General features: G+C 66.8%; 15 protein-coding genes. 7 read left to right on the top strand and 8 right to left on the bottom strand.

The window, feature by feature from the left end; all coding sequences use genetic code 11:
* The first annotated feature begins 761 nt into the window (after window positions 1–761).
* From OG405_RS21420 to OG405_RS21410, 3 genes are all read left to right on the top strand, one after another.
* A complete protein-coding gene (locus tag OG405_RS21420) occupies window positions 762–2,117 on the top strand; it encodes a hypothetical protein (RefSeq protein WP_327148253.1) in 1,356 nt (451 codons plus the stop codon).
* Between the two features lie 210 nt (window positions 2,118–2,327).
* Complete coding sequence (locus OG405_RS21415; protein ID WP_327148252.1) at window positions 2,328–3,449, top strand: helix-turn-helix domain-containing protein; 1,122 nt, start codon at window positions 2,328–2,330, stop codon at window positions 3,447–3,449.
* A gap of 213 nt (window positions 3,450–3,662) precedes the next feature.
* Window positions 3,663–4,493, top strand: a complete 831-nt coding sequence (locus OG405_RS21410) for an alpha/beta fold hydrolase (protein ID WP_327148251.1) — start codon at window positions 3,663–3,665, stop codon at window positions 4,491–4,493.
* A 161-nt stretch (window positions 4,494–4,654) separates the two neighbouring features.
* Here the strand turns inward: OG405_RS21410 and OG405_RS21405 are convergent, their stop codons facing one another.
* Window positions 4,655–5,254 (bottom strand): TetR/AcrR family transcriptional regulator, encoded by a 600-nt coding sequence (locus tag OG405_RS21405; RefSeq protein WP_327148250.1) that lies wholly within the window; start codon window positions 5,252–5,254, stop codon window positions 4,655–4,657.
* A 90-nt stretch (window positions 5,255–5,344) separates the two neighbouring features.
* On the opposite strand from OG405_RS21405, the gene OG405_RS21400 reads away from it, so the two are divergent.
* Window positions 5,345–5,776 (top strand): VOC family protein, encoded by a 432-nt coding sequence (locus OG405_RS21400; RefSeq protein ID WP_327152436.1) that lies wholly within the window; start codon window positions 5,345–5,347, stop codon window positions 5,774–5,776.
* Between the two features lie 3 nt (window positions 5,777–5,779).
* Here the strand turns inward: OG405_RS21400 and OG405_RS21395 are convergent, their stop codons facing one another.
* Window positions 5,780–6,214, bottom strand: coding sequence for a hypothetical protein (locus tag OG405_RS21395; protein WP_327148249.1), 435 nt, complete (start codon window positions 6,212–6,214; stop codon window positions 5,780–5,782).
* A gap of 253 nt (window positions 6,215–6,467) precedes the next feature.
* On the opposite strand from OG405_RS21395, the gene OG405_RS21390 reads away from it, so the two are divergent.
* The gene (locus OG405_RS21390) at window positions 6,468–6,980 is read left to right on the top strand and encodes a hypothetical protein (protein ID WP_327148248.1); all 513 of its coding nucleotides are present in this window, start codon (window positions 6,468–6,470) and stop codon (window positions 6,978–6,980) included.
* Between the two features lie 22 nt (window positions 6,981–7,002).
* Here OG405_RS21390 and OG405_RS21385 read toward each other — a convergent pair whose 3' ends face one another.
* Entirely contained in the window at window positions 7,003–7,569 is a 567-nt protein-coding gene (locus OG405_RS21385; RefSeq protein WP_327148247.1) for a Uma2 family endonuclease, read from the bottom strand.
* Window positions 7,570–7,774: 205 nt separating this feature from the next.
* On the opposite strand from OG405_RS21385, the gene cutA reads away from it, so the two are divergent.
* The gene (gene cutA / locus OG405_RS21380) at window positions 7,775–8,101 is read left to right on the top strand and encodes a divalent-cation tolerance protein CutA (protein WP_327148246.1); all 327 of its coding nucleotides are present in this window, start codon (window positions 7,775–7,777) and stop codon (window positions 8,099–8,101) included.
* 76 nt (window positions 8,102–8,177) lie between these two features.
* Here the strand turns inward: cutA and OG405_RS21375 are convergent, their stop codons facing one another.
* The 3 genes from OG405_RS21375 to OG405_RS21365 form a co-directional block, all read right to left on the bottom strand.
* A complete protein-coding gene (locus tag OG405_RS21375; protein ID WP_327148245.1) occupies window positions 8,178–8,465 on the bottom strand; it encodes a GNAT family N-acetyltransferase in 288 nt (95 codons plus the stop codon).
* Window positions 8,466–8,505: 40 nt separating this feature from the next.
* Complete coding sequence (locus tag OG405_RS21370) at window positions 8,506–9,864, bottom strand: FAD-binding oxidoreductase (RefSeq protein ID WP_327148244.1); 1,359 nt, start codon at window positions 9,862–9,864, stop codon at window positions 8,506–8,508.
* A 64-nt stretch (window positions 9,865–9,928) separates the two neighbouring features.
* Complete coding sequence (locus OG405_RS21365) at window positions 9,929–10,948, bottom strand: NAD(P)/FAD-dependent oxidoreductase (protein WP_327148243.1); 1,020 nt, start codon at window positions 10,946–10,948, stop codon at window positions 9,929–9,931.
* A gap of 205 nt (window positions 10,949–11,153) precedes the next feature.
* Here OG405_RS21365 and OG405_RS21360 point away from each other — a divergent pair, with 205 nt between their 5' ends.
* Window positions 11,154–11,600 carry a GtrA family protein gene (locus OG405_RS21360; protein WP_327152435.1) on the top strand — a complete coding sequence of 149 codons (447 nt, stop codon included), beginning with the start codon at window positions 11,154–11,156 and terminating at the stop codon, window positions 11,598–11,600.
* Between the two features lie 61 nt (window positions 11,601–11,661).
* On the opposite strand, the gene OG405_RS21355 is transcribed toward OG405_RS21360, so the two are convergent.
* The gene (locus tag OG405_RS21355) at window positions 11,662–12,303 is read right to left on the bottom strand and encodes a Type 1 glutamine amidotransferase-like domain-containing protein (protein ID WP_327148242.1); all 642 of its coding nucleotides are present in this window, start codon (window positions 12,301–12,303) and stop codon (window positions 11,662–11,664) included.
* A 1-nt stretch (window position 12,304) separates the two neighbouring features.
* On the bottom strand, window positions 12,305–13,141 hold the full coding sequence (locus OG405_RS21350; protein ID WP_327148241.1) for a maleylpyruvate isomerase family mycothiol-dependent enzyme: 837 nt from the start codon (window positions 13,139–13,141) through the stop codon (window positions 12,305–12,307).
* Window positions 13,142–13,144 lie beyond the last annotated feature (3 nt).

Below are 13,144 nucleotides of genomic sequence, written 5' to 3'. Positions count from 1 at the left end.
CCGCGCCCGCATCTGCATACCGCGACGTCGATGACCTTCGTTCCGATCCATGGACATTCGCCCGGCACATTCCGCCAGTGTTCCGTCACCCGGTTCTCGTACAGCCGGAAGCCATGAAGGCAGTGCAGTTTCTCCGGGCAGTAGTAGAGCCCCTGGGACGACTTGGGTGTGAGCATTCCGACGTGGATCCAAGGAGCGACGCGACATGGACATTCTGATGCTCTCTGTGGTCGCGCAGTTCGTTCCCTACCAGATGGGCTCACCGGTAGTCACCGCCCGGAAGAGGCCGGTGGCGATCGCGGTTCGGCGGATGCGTTTCGCTGTTGTCCTCCTCGTCCTGCGATCCGCGAAGGAGGCAGGGGGTCGCCTGCTCCCGCAACGCGGTGGCGATGCGCTGAAGGGTGGCAAGGTCTGTGCATCCGCACTCCTGCCACAGGCGCAGGGTTGCGGCGAGTGCTCGGTTCGTCGGCGGTCGGGTGGGCAAGGAAGGGCGATTGTCGAGCGTTGTGTTCCGAGCCGCCGCGAATCGTCCAGGGGATTCGTTCGAGTCGTCCTCTGTTCGCGCCGAACATCGGGGTTCTATCATCCGGCGCTCTGCTGTATCGCTCATACACACAACAGAACCCGGCCCGCCGGGGCTACGGACCATGTGAATCACCGCGTGAATTCGCAGTGCCACGAGTGTGGCCGCGAATCATGACCTGTCGGCGTATCATCGCGTTCGATCTGGTGGCGGACCCGGCGGGAAGTGGGTGACCGAAATGACCGAACCCAATACAGCCCTCGGCGATCTCATCGATGAGGCCGGGATGTCGTGGGCGGGACTCGCGAAACGCGTGAACGCGCTGGGCGCGGATGAGGGTGAGGCGCTTCGCTACGACTACACCGCAGTGGGACGTTGGGTGAAGCAGGGGCAAAGGCCTCGTGGCATCGCCGCGCACCTCATCTCCCGGGCGTTGAGCGAGAAGCTGGGGCGGCAGGTACGTCCGGCCGAGATCGGCATGGAAACTGCGGAATCCATCGCATCGCGCAGCCTGAACTATTCACCGAATCCCCTGGAGACCCTCGAGACCTTGCGGGATCTCGGACACGCGCACACCACCGGTGGATTCGCCGCGCCGTTCATCCTGGCAGCGCTCGCCGCTCCGAGCCGGGACTGGCTGCTCGCGACATTCGAGGAAGTCGGTTCGGATCGAGGGCCCCGAGTCATCGGTATGCATCAGGTGGCCGGCATCCGGGAGATGTTCAGCCTCTTCCAGGAAATGGACGTCATGCGCGGTGGCGGGCACGCCCGCTCCGCGCTGGTCAGCTATATGAACACGACGGTGATTCCACTGATCCGGGACCAGCATCAGCCCGACGTACAGGCCGCGCTCTACGACGCGGCCGCCGAACAGGCGTACCTCATCGGCTGGATGGCTTACGACGACGGTGAGCACGGACTCGCGCAGCGTTATCTGATCCAGGCATTGCGGCTCTCTCAGGCGGCCGGAAACAGAGTTCTGGGCGCCCATGTACTCGCCGGGATGTCGGACCAGGCGAATTTGCTCGGACACTCCTATGAAGCGGTTGCGCTGGCACGGGCCGGAATGCGCGGCATTGCGCCGGCCGATTCACCTGCTTGTTATGCGGACCTGGGCATTCTGGAGGCCCGAGCGCTGGCCCGCCTCCACGACACCCGGGGCTGCACTCAGGCGATCGCCCGCGCCGAATCGAATTTCGAGGCTGTCGATCCCGCGAACGAACCCGAATGGGCACGCTTCATCGATCGAGCCTACTTCTATGGCGAAGCCGCCTATTGTTTCCGCGACCTGCGCCAGCCGGACGAAGTCGAGCGGTTCGCCGAGATCTCGATTCAGGAATGCCGTGCACAGGGTCGTGCCCGGAGAGGCAGCCTCAGCCAGGCGGCGATCGCAGCGGCATGCTTGCAACGCAACGATATAGAGGCGGCGGCGCATCACGCGAGCACCGTCGTCCGGCTGACTTCGACTGTCAATTCTTCTCGATCTCTGCACGCGGTCCGGGACCTTCGGCGCACTCTCGAACCGCATTCCGCTCTGCCGGCCGTCCTGGCCTTCGACCGGCAGGCGTTCCAGCTCCTCGGCTCGGCAGCGTAAGCGCCCTCTACCGTTGTGCCGGGGTCCGGCCTCGATCCTTGGTTGAGGAGAGTCGCCGAAACGCATCGACGCATCCAGCGCCGGGCCACTGTCTTCGACAACAAGATCCTCTCGGTTGTTCGGCTGTGATCCGTGTCGAGGAACGAGACGCCGATCTCGGGCGAGCATCAGGAGACTCTGGACGTGCGGGTGCACGGGCATCATGGCGTTATGCACACGGGCAAGCTCATTCGCGACCTGCGCCAGGCCCGCGGATGGTCACAGGGGCGCCTTGCCGACGAACTGGCCGAACACTCGGGCACATCGATCAGCCGCGAATACATCTCGCGGCGCTGGGAGTCCTGTAGATCGGTTCCGTCCCCGTTCTGGTTGCGGCACTTGGCCGCCGTACTCGATGTGCCGCTGGCAGTTATGGAGTCCGATGTGAACCGCAGACAGTTTCTGTCCTCTCTGGCCGCGACCACGGTCGCTCCGGGCGTCGCATCTGATCTGCTGGCGGAGGGGTTCTCCGCGCGATTGAAAGGTGCCGGGCCATCGGTGGAGGCGTGGGCAGATACCTTGACCACCTACGGCGCCGACTACATGACCCTGGGCGCCGCCGAGATCCAGAAGCGGCTCGCTGTCGACCTCGCAGTGATCCAGCAGCAGTGCGACAACCCGCGGATGTGGGCGCACGTGTCACGGCTGATGACGTTGTATGCCAAGACATTTCCCGGATCGGACGGCAACAGGGCCGTTGCCTGGTATCGAATGGCCGCCGAGTCGGCGGACCGGTCCGGTGATGCCGACACTCGTGTGTGGGTCCGGGGGCGGGCGGCCATCGCCCTCGGATACGAAGGCGCATCGTTGCCGGTGGCGGCCATGTTCGCGGACCAGGCTCTGGCTATCGACGACCGACCTTCGCTGGGCCGGTTGAACGCTATCTACGGCAAAGCGCATGCGGCATCGATCGCGGGAGACACCGACGCGGCGCGCGCTCTCGATACCGAGGGCCGCCGGGTGTTCGACCGGGCCGGTTCCGGAGACGACGAAGCATCCGATTACGCGGTTCCGTACTGGCGGCTGGGGGTCTTTCGATCGTTGTTACGCGCCCGGCTCGGTGATGAGTCGGATGCGGTGGAAGCCCAGGACGAAGCGCGTCGCCTGCTGCCTCCGACACTTCCCCGATTCGCCACCCATCTCGAGTTGCACCGGGGACTGATGCTGGTCCGGGCCGGTGATCGTGATGGTGGGGTTTCGTACGCTCGGGCGGCCCTGGATGCGCTACCACCGGAGAAGCACTCACTCACCCTCCGGATGCTGATGCAGGAAGTCGCCGGACCGACAACCTGAATCGATAGATCGTTCGGCGGTCGGTCCAGCGTCGAGGCCGTGGCGGTATCGTTCCTTGCCGCACCGCCCACTTCGGCTCTATCGGGACGACCGGGGACACCGCACTGTCACCGGGTCACGCGTTTACATGCCTGAACAGGAGAAACCCGGTATCAGGGGCCGTGTCAGGTCGGCGTCAGCACGGTGTCAGGCCGGACGCCGAAAGTTCTCGGTATGACGAAGAACAACACCACCTCGACCTTTTCGAAGTGGACCGGCATGGTTGCGGTTGACGATACGGCCCTGGCCGTCACCGACACCGGCGGTTCCGGCATTCCCGTGGTCTACCTCAACGGCCAGTTCGCCACTCAGGGGTACTGGAAGAAGGTCATCGCCGAACTGGGCACCGAGTTCCGGCATATCACCTACGACGAACGGGCGCGGGGTAGATCCCAGCGTTCGGCGGACTATTCCTTCGAGGTCGCTGTCCGGGATGTCGATACCGTTCTGGCGGCCCGGGGCGTGGCCGGGCCGGTGCTGCTGGTGGGCTGGTCGTATGGGGCGTTCGTCGGGGCGCACTGGGCGGCCCGGAATCCGGCTCGCACCCTGGGTGCGGTGCTGGTCGACGGCGCGTTTCCGTACGACTGGCTCGACGAGGCAATGGAGCAGCGGATTCGCAAGCTTTTCAAGCGGCTGAACTGGGTGATGCCGCTGCTCCGTCCGACGGGTTTGACGCCGCGGATGAGCGCGGAGCAGCAGGCCGAGAGCAATATCGAGGTCGGTCGGATCTCGCGCGAGATCGAGTTGGGTCCGGTGCTGGACAGCATCACCGTACCGGCGCGGTATGTGGTTGCCTCGGGAACTTCCTTCGGAAGCAAAGGCGACGAGCAGGAACGGATCCGTACCGGTCTCGACGCGGTGATCCTCCGCAACTCGAATATCCGGATCAGCGCGAAGGTCGCGAGCAATCACGGCGCCATCCTGCGCAAGGACTTCCGTGCCGTCGCCGGTGCTGTGCGCGAGATCGTGGCGACCGGCGATCACGCGAGTTCGCCGAAACGGTAGTCCCGGCCGTATCTCGCAAGATCACCGCGGCTCTCGACGCCGGAAGAGCGAGAGCGGGATCCGGCCGGGATCGTTCGGCCGGATCGCGCGGTAACTCCGGCGGTCGGAGGGTCCGCCGGAAGGGTCCGGTTACGGAAGTCGGCGGGCGCGAGTGCGGGCTGTCAGCGGACCGGAGCGGTGCGAACGGCTTCGAGAATGCGGCGTAATGAGGCGAGAGTGTCGGGGAGAGCGCCGGGGTCGGAGGTGGAGGCGAGCCAGAGGGCGGCCTCGTTCATGGCACCGGACAACAGGTGGGTGAGCGGTACTACGGGCTGGGGCGGGATGACGCCGGCGTCCACCAGCGAGGTGAGGGCCTCGGTGAGGTGGCGGGCGGAGGCGGCCGCGTCCATGGCGCGCCATTCCTGCCAGCCGAGGACGGCCGGACCGTCGATCAGCATGATGCGCTGGGTCTCCGGGGCGGTGCAGGCGGTCAGGAAGGTCTCGCAGCCGGTGACGAGCTGGGTCCACGGGTCGGATTCGGCATCCGCGGCGGCGGCGACGCGGTCACCGACCTCGGATTGGATGTCTTCCAGGACAGCTCGGAACAGGGCGAGTTTGCTGTCGAAGTTGTGATAGAGCGCGCCCTTGGTCACCCCGGCGGCGGCGACGATCTCCGAAAGACCCACGGCGGCATAGCCTTTGGTAGCAAAAAGTCGTCTGCTCTCGTGCAGCATGGTTCGGCGGGTCTGTTCCCGCTGCTGAGTGCGGAGCGAACCTGCCATCGCGAACCTTCCATTGACATACCAGCGGTATGCGACCTAGCCTAGTTCACATACCGTTGGTATGTGAAATCTGGCGCGAAAGAGGTATCCATGGCACTCAGCAGCTTCTACCCGGTCATCGGCACCACACGCGTCGCGCAGGCACGCGATTTCTACACCCGATGGTTCGGTTTCGAGATCACCTTCGAAGCCGACTGGTACGTCAGCCTGCGGCGTGCGGAGGGCGAGCGGCACTACGAACTGGCCCTGCTCGACCCCGCACACCCGACCCTCCCCGCGGGCTACCGCAAACCTGTCCAGGGGCTGTTGCTGAACTTCGAGGTCGACGATGTGGATGCCGAGTGGGAACGGCTGGTCGTACAGGGCGGTCTGCGGGCCGAACTCGATATCCGCTCGGAGGATTTCGGGCAGCGGCATTTCATCGTCGCGGATCCGAGCGGTGTACTCATCGACGTCATCACCGAGATACCGCCCACCGGTGCATACGCCGAGCAGTTCGCCACCGGATCCACGGCGCAGTGACGTTCAGTTGTCGTCCCTGCCCCCAACCCGCGGCTCGCCGGAACCGGATCTACGGAAGAGCAGGGGCGGGGGAAAATCCCTGGAGACGATCCGCGTGCCGGACCATGGGCACACCGTGCGGCTGTCGCGCAGATGTTCGCCGACGAGTCCGTCCACGATCGTGACATTGCGGGCGGGGCACAATCCTGGGCAGCCGATACCGGTGATCGAACCGGCGCGGTCGCGGTGGAGACTGCGCAGTTGACGCGAACTGATCCACGGCCGGTGACCGAGCGGGCAGACGAGGCTCTCGGTGACTTTGATTCCGACCCAGGGACATTCACCGGGAACATTGCGCCAGTGCTCGGCCACCCTGCCGTCCACCACGGTCGTCCCGTGTAAGCAGTGCAGTATCTCCGGGCAGCGGTACCGGCCGGAGGTCGTTTTGGTGACGAGCATCCCGATATGGATCCAGGGCTCGATCCGGCAATCGCAGTCAGAACCAGCTGGCTGTGGCATGCGGTGTAGTTCGGTGTACCGATGTCGCCGGATGGGCGGACAATCGACGGAATGAGATCCGGTGCGTACGCCAAGTTCAGCGACCCGGCCGAACTCCGGGCGCGGTTGCGCCATATCTATTGGATCGGTGGGGGGGAGCGGCGCCGGGAAGTCGGCCGTCGCGACGCGTCTCGCGGCCCGACATGGTCTGTCGGTGTACTCGACCGATAACACCATGGCCGATCACGCGCGGCGCAGTACGCGCGGCGAAGCGCCCTACCTGTTCGAGTTCATGGAGATGAGCATGGACGAGCGCTGGGTGAACCGGACTCCGGAGACGATGCTCGAATCGTTCCACTGGTTCCGGGGCGAGGGGTTCGGCGCGATCGTCGACGATCTCCTGGGTCTACCCGATAGCACTGTCGCCGAAGGGTTCCGCCTGCTACCGGACTTGGTCGCGCCCCTGCTGGCCGATCCGGCCCGGGCGATCTGGCTGCTGCCGTCGCCTGGATTCCGCCGCAAAGTTTTCGTCGATCGTGGCTGGGAGATTCCGCACCGGACGAGCGAGCCGGATCTCGCGCGGCGAAACCTGTTGCGACGCGACGAAATGTTCACCGACCGGCTGCGCGCCGACCTGTCCCGGCTCGGTTTGCCCGTGCTCGAGGTGGACGGATCGATGACAGCGGACGGAGCCGCCGATTACGTGGGGTGTGCCTTCGGTCTGTGAACCAGTGGGCCGAAGCGAGGAATCAGATCCGGCCGAGATCGATCTCCACGGTGAACGGGGCGGAAACCTTGACGATTCCGGTGAACATCTCCCCGGTCCGATAGGAACCGGTCGCCGGATCGAGGATGGAGGTGTAGATCAGCGGAACTCCGGTCGCGGCTTGTTCGATCCGCCAGTAGAACGCGATACCGGCCCTCGCGTACTGCTCCACCTTCACTATCCGGTCGGTGGTCTCCGATCCCGGTGACACGACTTCGGCAACCAGCAGCACGTGCTCGGGGCGGGTCGGCGTGATGTCGATCGTATCCGCGCGGTACACCACGACATCCGGCCGCCGATTGTTCAATGGGACATCCTGGAGACGAACATCGAAATCTGTATCGGCGTTCCAGTCCGGTCCGGCGGCTGCGTCCAGTGCGTTCGCCAGGATCCTGGCCAGGCGGTTGTGCCGCTTCGATGCACTGGGACTCACGACCACCATTCCGTCCACGATCTCGATCCCGGCACACTGCTCGTCGGACCAGGATTCGTACTCCGCCGTTGTGATCTGCTCGTGCATCCACGCGGGGGCTATCGTCTCGATGGCCATGACGCTCCTCCCGGATACCTGGCGGGCGGGCGGTGTCCCGCTGCAGGAAGTCTACTGCGTCGACTGCTGTCGCAGTCCGGTCGTCACGGTGGCGGTGTCGCGTTTCGGGTCGTCGGTCGGATGGCAACCGACGAGCACCCGAGCGCGGGATACCGGTCGCGGGTCGCCTCGGTGGTATCCGCCCGACTCGTGGATCATGTACGCCGTGAGCGATACCGATCTTGTGGACGTGACCGTCAGTGGACCCGACGAGGAGTGGCTGGCCGAGTTCACCCAGCGTCTCGTCACGGACCGGTTGGCGGCGTGCGGGAACATCTTCCCGGATGTGCGGTCGATCTACCGGTGGGAAGGTGCGGTGGAGGATGCCTCCGAGGCCGTCGTCGTACTGCACACCCGGGCGTCGCTCGTACCCGCGATCATCGAACGCGCCAATTCCGAACATCCCGACGAGGTTCCCCAGGTCGTCGCGGTCCCGGTAGCCGCGGTGAACCCCGCCTACGGACAGTGGATCCTGGACGAGACCGCGAGCTGAGCACGACGGTCACCGTGACCGCGGGCGGTGCGGATCGGGCAATCGAATCCCTTGCCGGCCCGATGGACGCCGCCGCTCAGCGGTGGACCAGATCGGCGTATTCCGGATGGGCGCCGATGTAGTCGTCGACGTACCAGCAGGTGGCCGCGACCTCGAAGCCGGCGGTACGGGTCTCGTCCAGTGCGTACTTCACCACCTGCGCGGCCACACCCCGCCCCCGGAACTCCGGGAAGGTGATGGTGTGGTGGAAATTGCGGACCTTCGGCGACTCGGTCTCCGCGTAGTCGGCATAGCCCGCCAGGGTTCCGTCGAGGTAGATCTCGAAGCGGGTGTCGTCGGCGTTGTGCCGGAGTTCGGTACTCACCTTCGGTGGAACCGTGGGCCGGGGGCGGTTTGTTCCGATATCAGAGGACGGCGCCGGGGTTGAGGATGCCGTGCGGGTCCAGCGCGTCCTTGATCCGCCTGGTCAGATCCATCACCTCGGGTCCCAGCTGATCCGGCAGCCAAGCTTTCTTGAGCCGGCCCACACCGTGTTCTCCGGTGATGGTGCCGCCGAGGGCGATGGCCAGTTCCATGATCTCGCCGAAGGCGCGGTGCGCGCGTTCGGTCTCGTCGGGGTCGGACGGATCGTGCACGATCAGCGGGTGGGTGTTGCCGTCCCCCGCGTGCGCGATCACCGAGACGGTGACCTCGTTGCGGCGGGCGATCCCGGCGACACCGGTGACCAGATCGCCGAGGCGGGGGAGCGGCACCCCGACGTCTTCGAGCAGTAGCTGACCGAGCCGTTCTACCGCGGGGATCGCGTAGCGGCGGGCCGCGGTAAAGGCTTCGCCCTCGTCCGGGTCGGCCGTGTCGAACGCCTCGGTGGCCCCGGCGGTCCGGCAGGCTTCCAGCATGATGCGGGCTTCCTGGGCGGCGTGCTCGCCGGGGGCGTCCGACCGGGCGACCAGCAGTGCGGCGGCGTCGCGGTCCAGGCCCATCCGTAGTTCGTCCTCCACCGCGTTGATGGCGACGGTGTCCATGAACTCCAGCATGGCGGGCCGCAATGCGCCGGTGACGGCGAGAATCGCGTCGATGGCGGCGGGGAGGGTCGCGAACGAGGCGACCACGGTGCTCTGGGCCGGCTGGGCGGGGAGCAGTCGCAGGGTGAGCTCGGTGATGACGCCGAGGGTGCCCTCGCTGCCGACGAACATCTTGGTGAGCGACAGCCCGGCCGAATCCTTCAGCCGGGGACCGCCCAGCCGGACCGCGGTGCCGTCGGCCAGCACGACCTCCATACCGAGGATGTAGTCGGTGGTCACGCCATATTTCACACAGCACAGGCCGCCCGCGTTGGTGGCGGCGTTACCGCCGATCGAGCAGATCTCGAACGACGAGGGGTCCGGCGGATACCAGAGCCCGTATTCGGCGACCGTTCGTTTGACCTCGGCGTTCAACAGCCCGGGGCCGACGACGGCGGTCCGGGTGACCGGGTCGACGCTGATCTCGCGCATCCGCTCGGTGCTGAGCACGATTCCGCCGTCCACCGCGGTCGCCCCGCCGGACAGTCCGGAGCCCGCGCCGCGCGGCACCACCGGGACCCGGTGCTCACCGGCCCAGCGCAGGGTGGCGGACACATCGGCGGTTCCGGTCGCGCGGACCACGGCCAGCGGTGTCCCCGCTGCCGGGTCCTTGGCCCAGTCCTGCCGGTACCCGGCGAGGACGCCGGGGTCGGTGAGCACCGCGCCGGCGGGCAGGAGATCGATCAGTTCACCCAGGTCCACGCCCCAACGCTAACCTCTCCGGGCCGCGTCGGGGTCCCGTCCGCGCGGACGGGACCCCGGGACCTCACAGGCCGTGCCCTCGCGAACCGTTCACCGACTCCGCGAGTTCGGCTTCCCCGGCGGCGGTGAAACCGGCGCGGTGTGTGGCGACCGCGATATCGAACTCCTCTTCCACCAGATCGGCGTTGATCTGCGCGCCGGCCGTGGCACCCGCGGCGGCGGCCGCCCCGACCTGCGCGGGGAGGTCGGTGACATTGCCCGCGGCCCAGACCCCCGGTACCTCGGTGCGGCCGGTGGCATCACTGGGGAGGTAGCGGCCGAACCCGCCGGGATGCTCGATCGCCACCAGACCCAGGCTGTCCAGGAACTCGGACCGGGCCACCATATGTGTGCCGACAGCGATGGCATCCCGCGCGACGACCGTGCCGTCCGCGAGCCGGATACCGGTGATCCGATCGTCGGTGGTCTCGATTCCGGTCACCTTGCCGGAGACCACTCGCACGCCGCGAGCGGCGAGACGTTCGGCGGCGTCCGGTGTGGGATCGGGCTGGTCGTGGGTGAAGTAGACGACGTCGTCGCTCAGCTGCCGGAACAACTGCACCTGGTGCATCGATACCGGTCCGCGGCTCAGCACCGCGATCGCCCGGTCCCGCACCTCCCAGCCGTGGCAGTACGGGCAGTGCAACACATCGCGGCCCCAGCGTTCCCGCAGGCCCGGGATATCGGGCAGTTCATCGGTCAGCCCGGTGGTCACCAGCAGCCGCCGGGCCCGGACGGCTCGCCCGTCGGCCAGGGTGATCGCGAAACCGGCACCGTCGCGAACCGCGGCGATGATCCGGCCGGACACCACCTGCCCGCCGTAACGGCGCACCTCGGCCCGGCCGGTTTCCAGTAGTTCCGCCGGCGGTGTCCCGTCGCGCGCCAGCAGTCCGTGCACTGCGTCGGCGGGGGCGTTGCGCGGTTGCCCCGCGTCGATCACCACCACCCGGCGCCGCGAGCGCGCCAGCATGAGCGCCCCGTTCAGACCGGCCGCCCCACCACCTGCCACTACCACGTCGTAGTCGTTCTCCAGTTGCTCGGTCATCGTGACCACCTCCTGGTCGCCGACTATCCGGATCTTCCGGCAAATTGGCAAACAAATTTGCCGAAACAACAAATAATCGTCGAGCCGGGGCGGCGCTGTCCAGCTGCGGGACCGCGCCCGAACTGCGGGTTTGCCGGACGCTCATCTGCCGGTCACCTGGTCCTGCGAAGCTGGCGCCGTGCAGGATCTGGCGACGAACGCTGATATGTGGGAGATCCGGTTCACTCGATGGTGCGTGGCGGTGGTCGCGCGCCTGCCCTGGGGTCTGAGCCGGAATGTCGCCCCTACCTTCCTCGGCTTCGCGCTGATCAACGGCTTCACCTTCGGTGTCGACCTGCTGATTCTCACCGCCCTGCGCAGCGGATTCGGCCTGCCGGGCTGGTTGTCGGTATCGGTCGGCTACCTCTGCGCCTTCGCGCTGGCGTTCTATCTGAATCGGCGGCTGAACTTCCGCTCCCACGCGCCCGTCGGGCGGCAGGCGGTGACCTACGCGGTGGTCGTGCTGATCAACTATCTCGCGTTCATCCTGGGTGTGGGCGCCGGACTCGCCGCGCTCGGCGTGCAGTACCACCTCTCGCGATTGCTGGCCGGTGCGTGCGAGGCGGCGTACATGTACTCGGCCATGCGCTGGGTGGTCTTTCGGCGTCGCTGAACCAGGCGGACCACTCCGGACTCGGTCCGGGTTTCGGAGCGGCATGGCCGGTGGAGCCGGATCAACCTGTGTACAAGCGGGTTCCGCTGCCGTCGCGGACCACCACATCGGTATCGGTGAGCGGCCAGTGCGGGGTGCCCGCCGCGCGGTACCGGGCGGCGAGCTCGTCACCGGCACCTTCGGGGTCGGTGGGTGAGCCGAGATGCGGGACTATCGGGCGGTCGATCACCCCGAGCCCGTCCCAGATCGTCTCGATACCGCAGGCCGGCGGTACCTCGGCGGGATCGTCGGCGGTCTCCAGCCCGGTCAGGTCCGGGCTCAGCACACAGGCGCCCGCGCTGTAACCCGCGTAGAACAGCGCATCCGCGGCCAGGAGGTCGGGGAGGATCCGGTCCGCGCCGCTGCGTGCGAATTGGGCGCGCAACACAAAGGTATTGCCGCCGCGCACCCAGATCGTCGGGAACTGTGCCAGCCGCCGCTTCAGATCGGCAGTGCGCCCGGGGTATTCGCGCAGGTCGATCTCTTCGGGCCGGAAGCCGAGCTTCCGCAGCGGCACCAGTTCACTGGTCAGTGCGGCGTCGCGGGCCCGACCCCAGGCGTCGCAGGCATTGGCGATCACCGCGATCGGGCCCGGTGGCCCGGCCAGTGCGGCGAACCTGTCGTAGTGCGCGCCGAATCGGTAGCTCGCCAGGAAAAGTCGCATCTCAGATGGTGAACGCGAGATTGCGGACCACCTGGTGGCCCAGCCCCGAATCGCCGCGGAAAGTGATTCGGTCCAGCGCCGATTCGGCATCGACCCGGCCGCCGCCGAGCCGGACCAGCAGGCCGGAGTCCAGTTCCACCCTCACGGTGGGTTCCCCGGCGGGCGCTTCCGTATAGCGGGCGCGGTCACCGATCTCGATGTGCAGGGTCCGTGCGAGCGGTCCGGTGAGTTCCAGTGTGATCAGCGAACCGGCCGGCGCCTTACCGCGTTTCGCGACCACCCGGGGCAGCGATCGCGCGAATTCGGCGAAGGCGAGTTCACCGCGCGTGCCGCCCTCGTCGACCTGTTCCCCCAGCGCGTCGGCGATATCGAGTTCGTGCATCCAGCAGTCGAACAACCGCACCCGCATGAATCGCGCGTAGGGCACCTCGCCGATCGGCGACGGAGACGGCGTAGTCCATGCCGCGTCGTCCATGGCGCCCAGCGCCGCACGGCGGCGGCCGGTCACCTCCCGGTACAGGTCGAGCAGTTCGGCGCCCGGCCGCGGACGCAGCCGCTGCACCCAGATCTCGTTGAGGACACCGATCTCGTTGCGGACATGCGGCAGGGTCTCCACATCGATATCGGGGGATTGCGGATCACGGGCCGGCGGTTCGTCCCCGAGCAGCAGCGATTCGGTGCCGATCACATGGCTCAGCACATCGAACACGGTCCATCCCGGTAGTGGTGACGGTGTGCGCCAACGGTTCTCGTCGAGGCCGGAAACCAGATCGGCGAGGGCGTCGAACTGCTCGGACAACCGTGCGGTGAGTTCGGTTCGGTCGAGGGTATCGGTCACGGG

This window comes from Nocardia sp. NBC_01329 (assembly GCF_035956715.1).
In the GTDB taxonomy this organism is placed as follows: domain Bacteria; phylum Actinomycetota; class Actinomycetes; order Mycobacteriales; family Mycobacteriaceae; genus Nocardia.
Note: the sequence above shows the minus strand (reverse complement) of the source record. Positions and strands in the feature narration are given on the sequence as shown.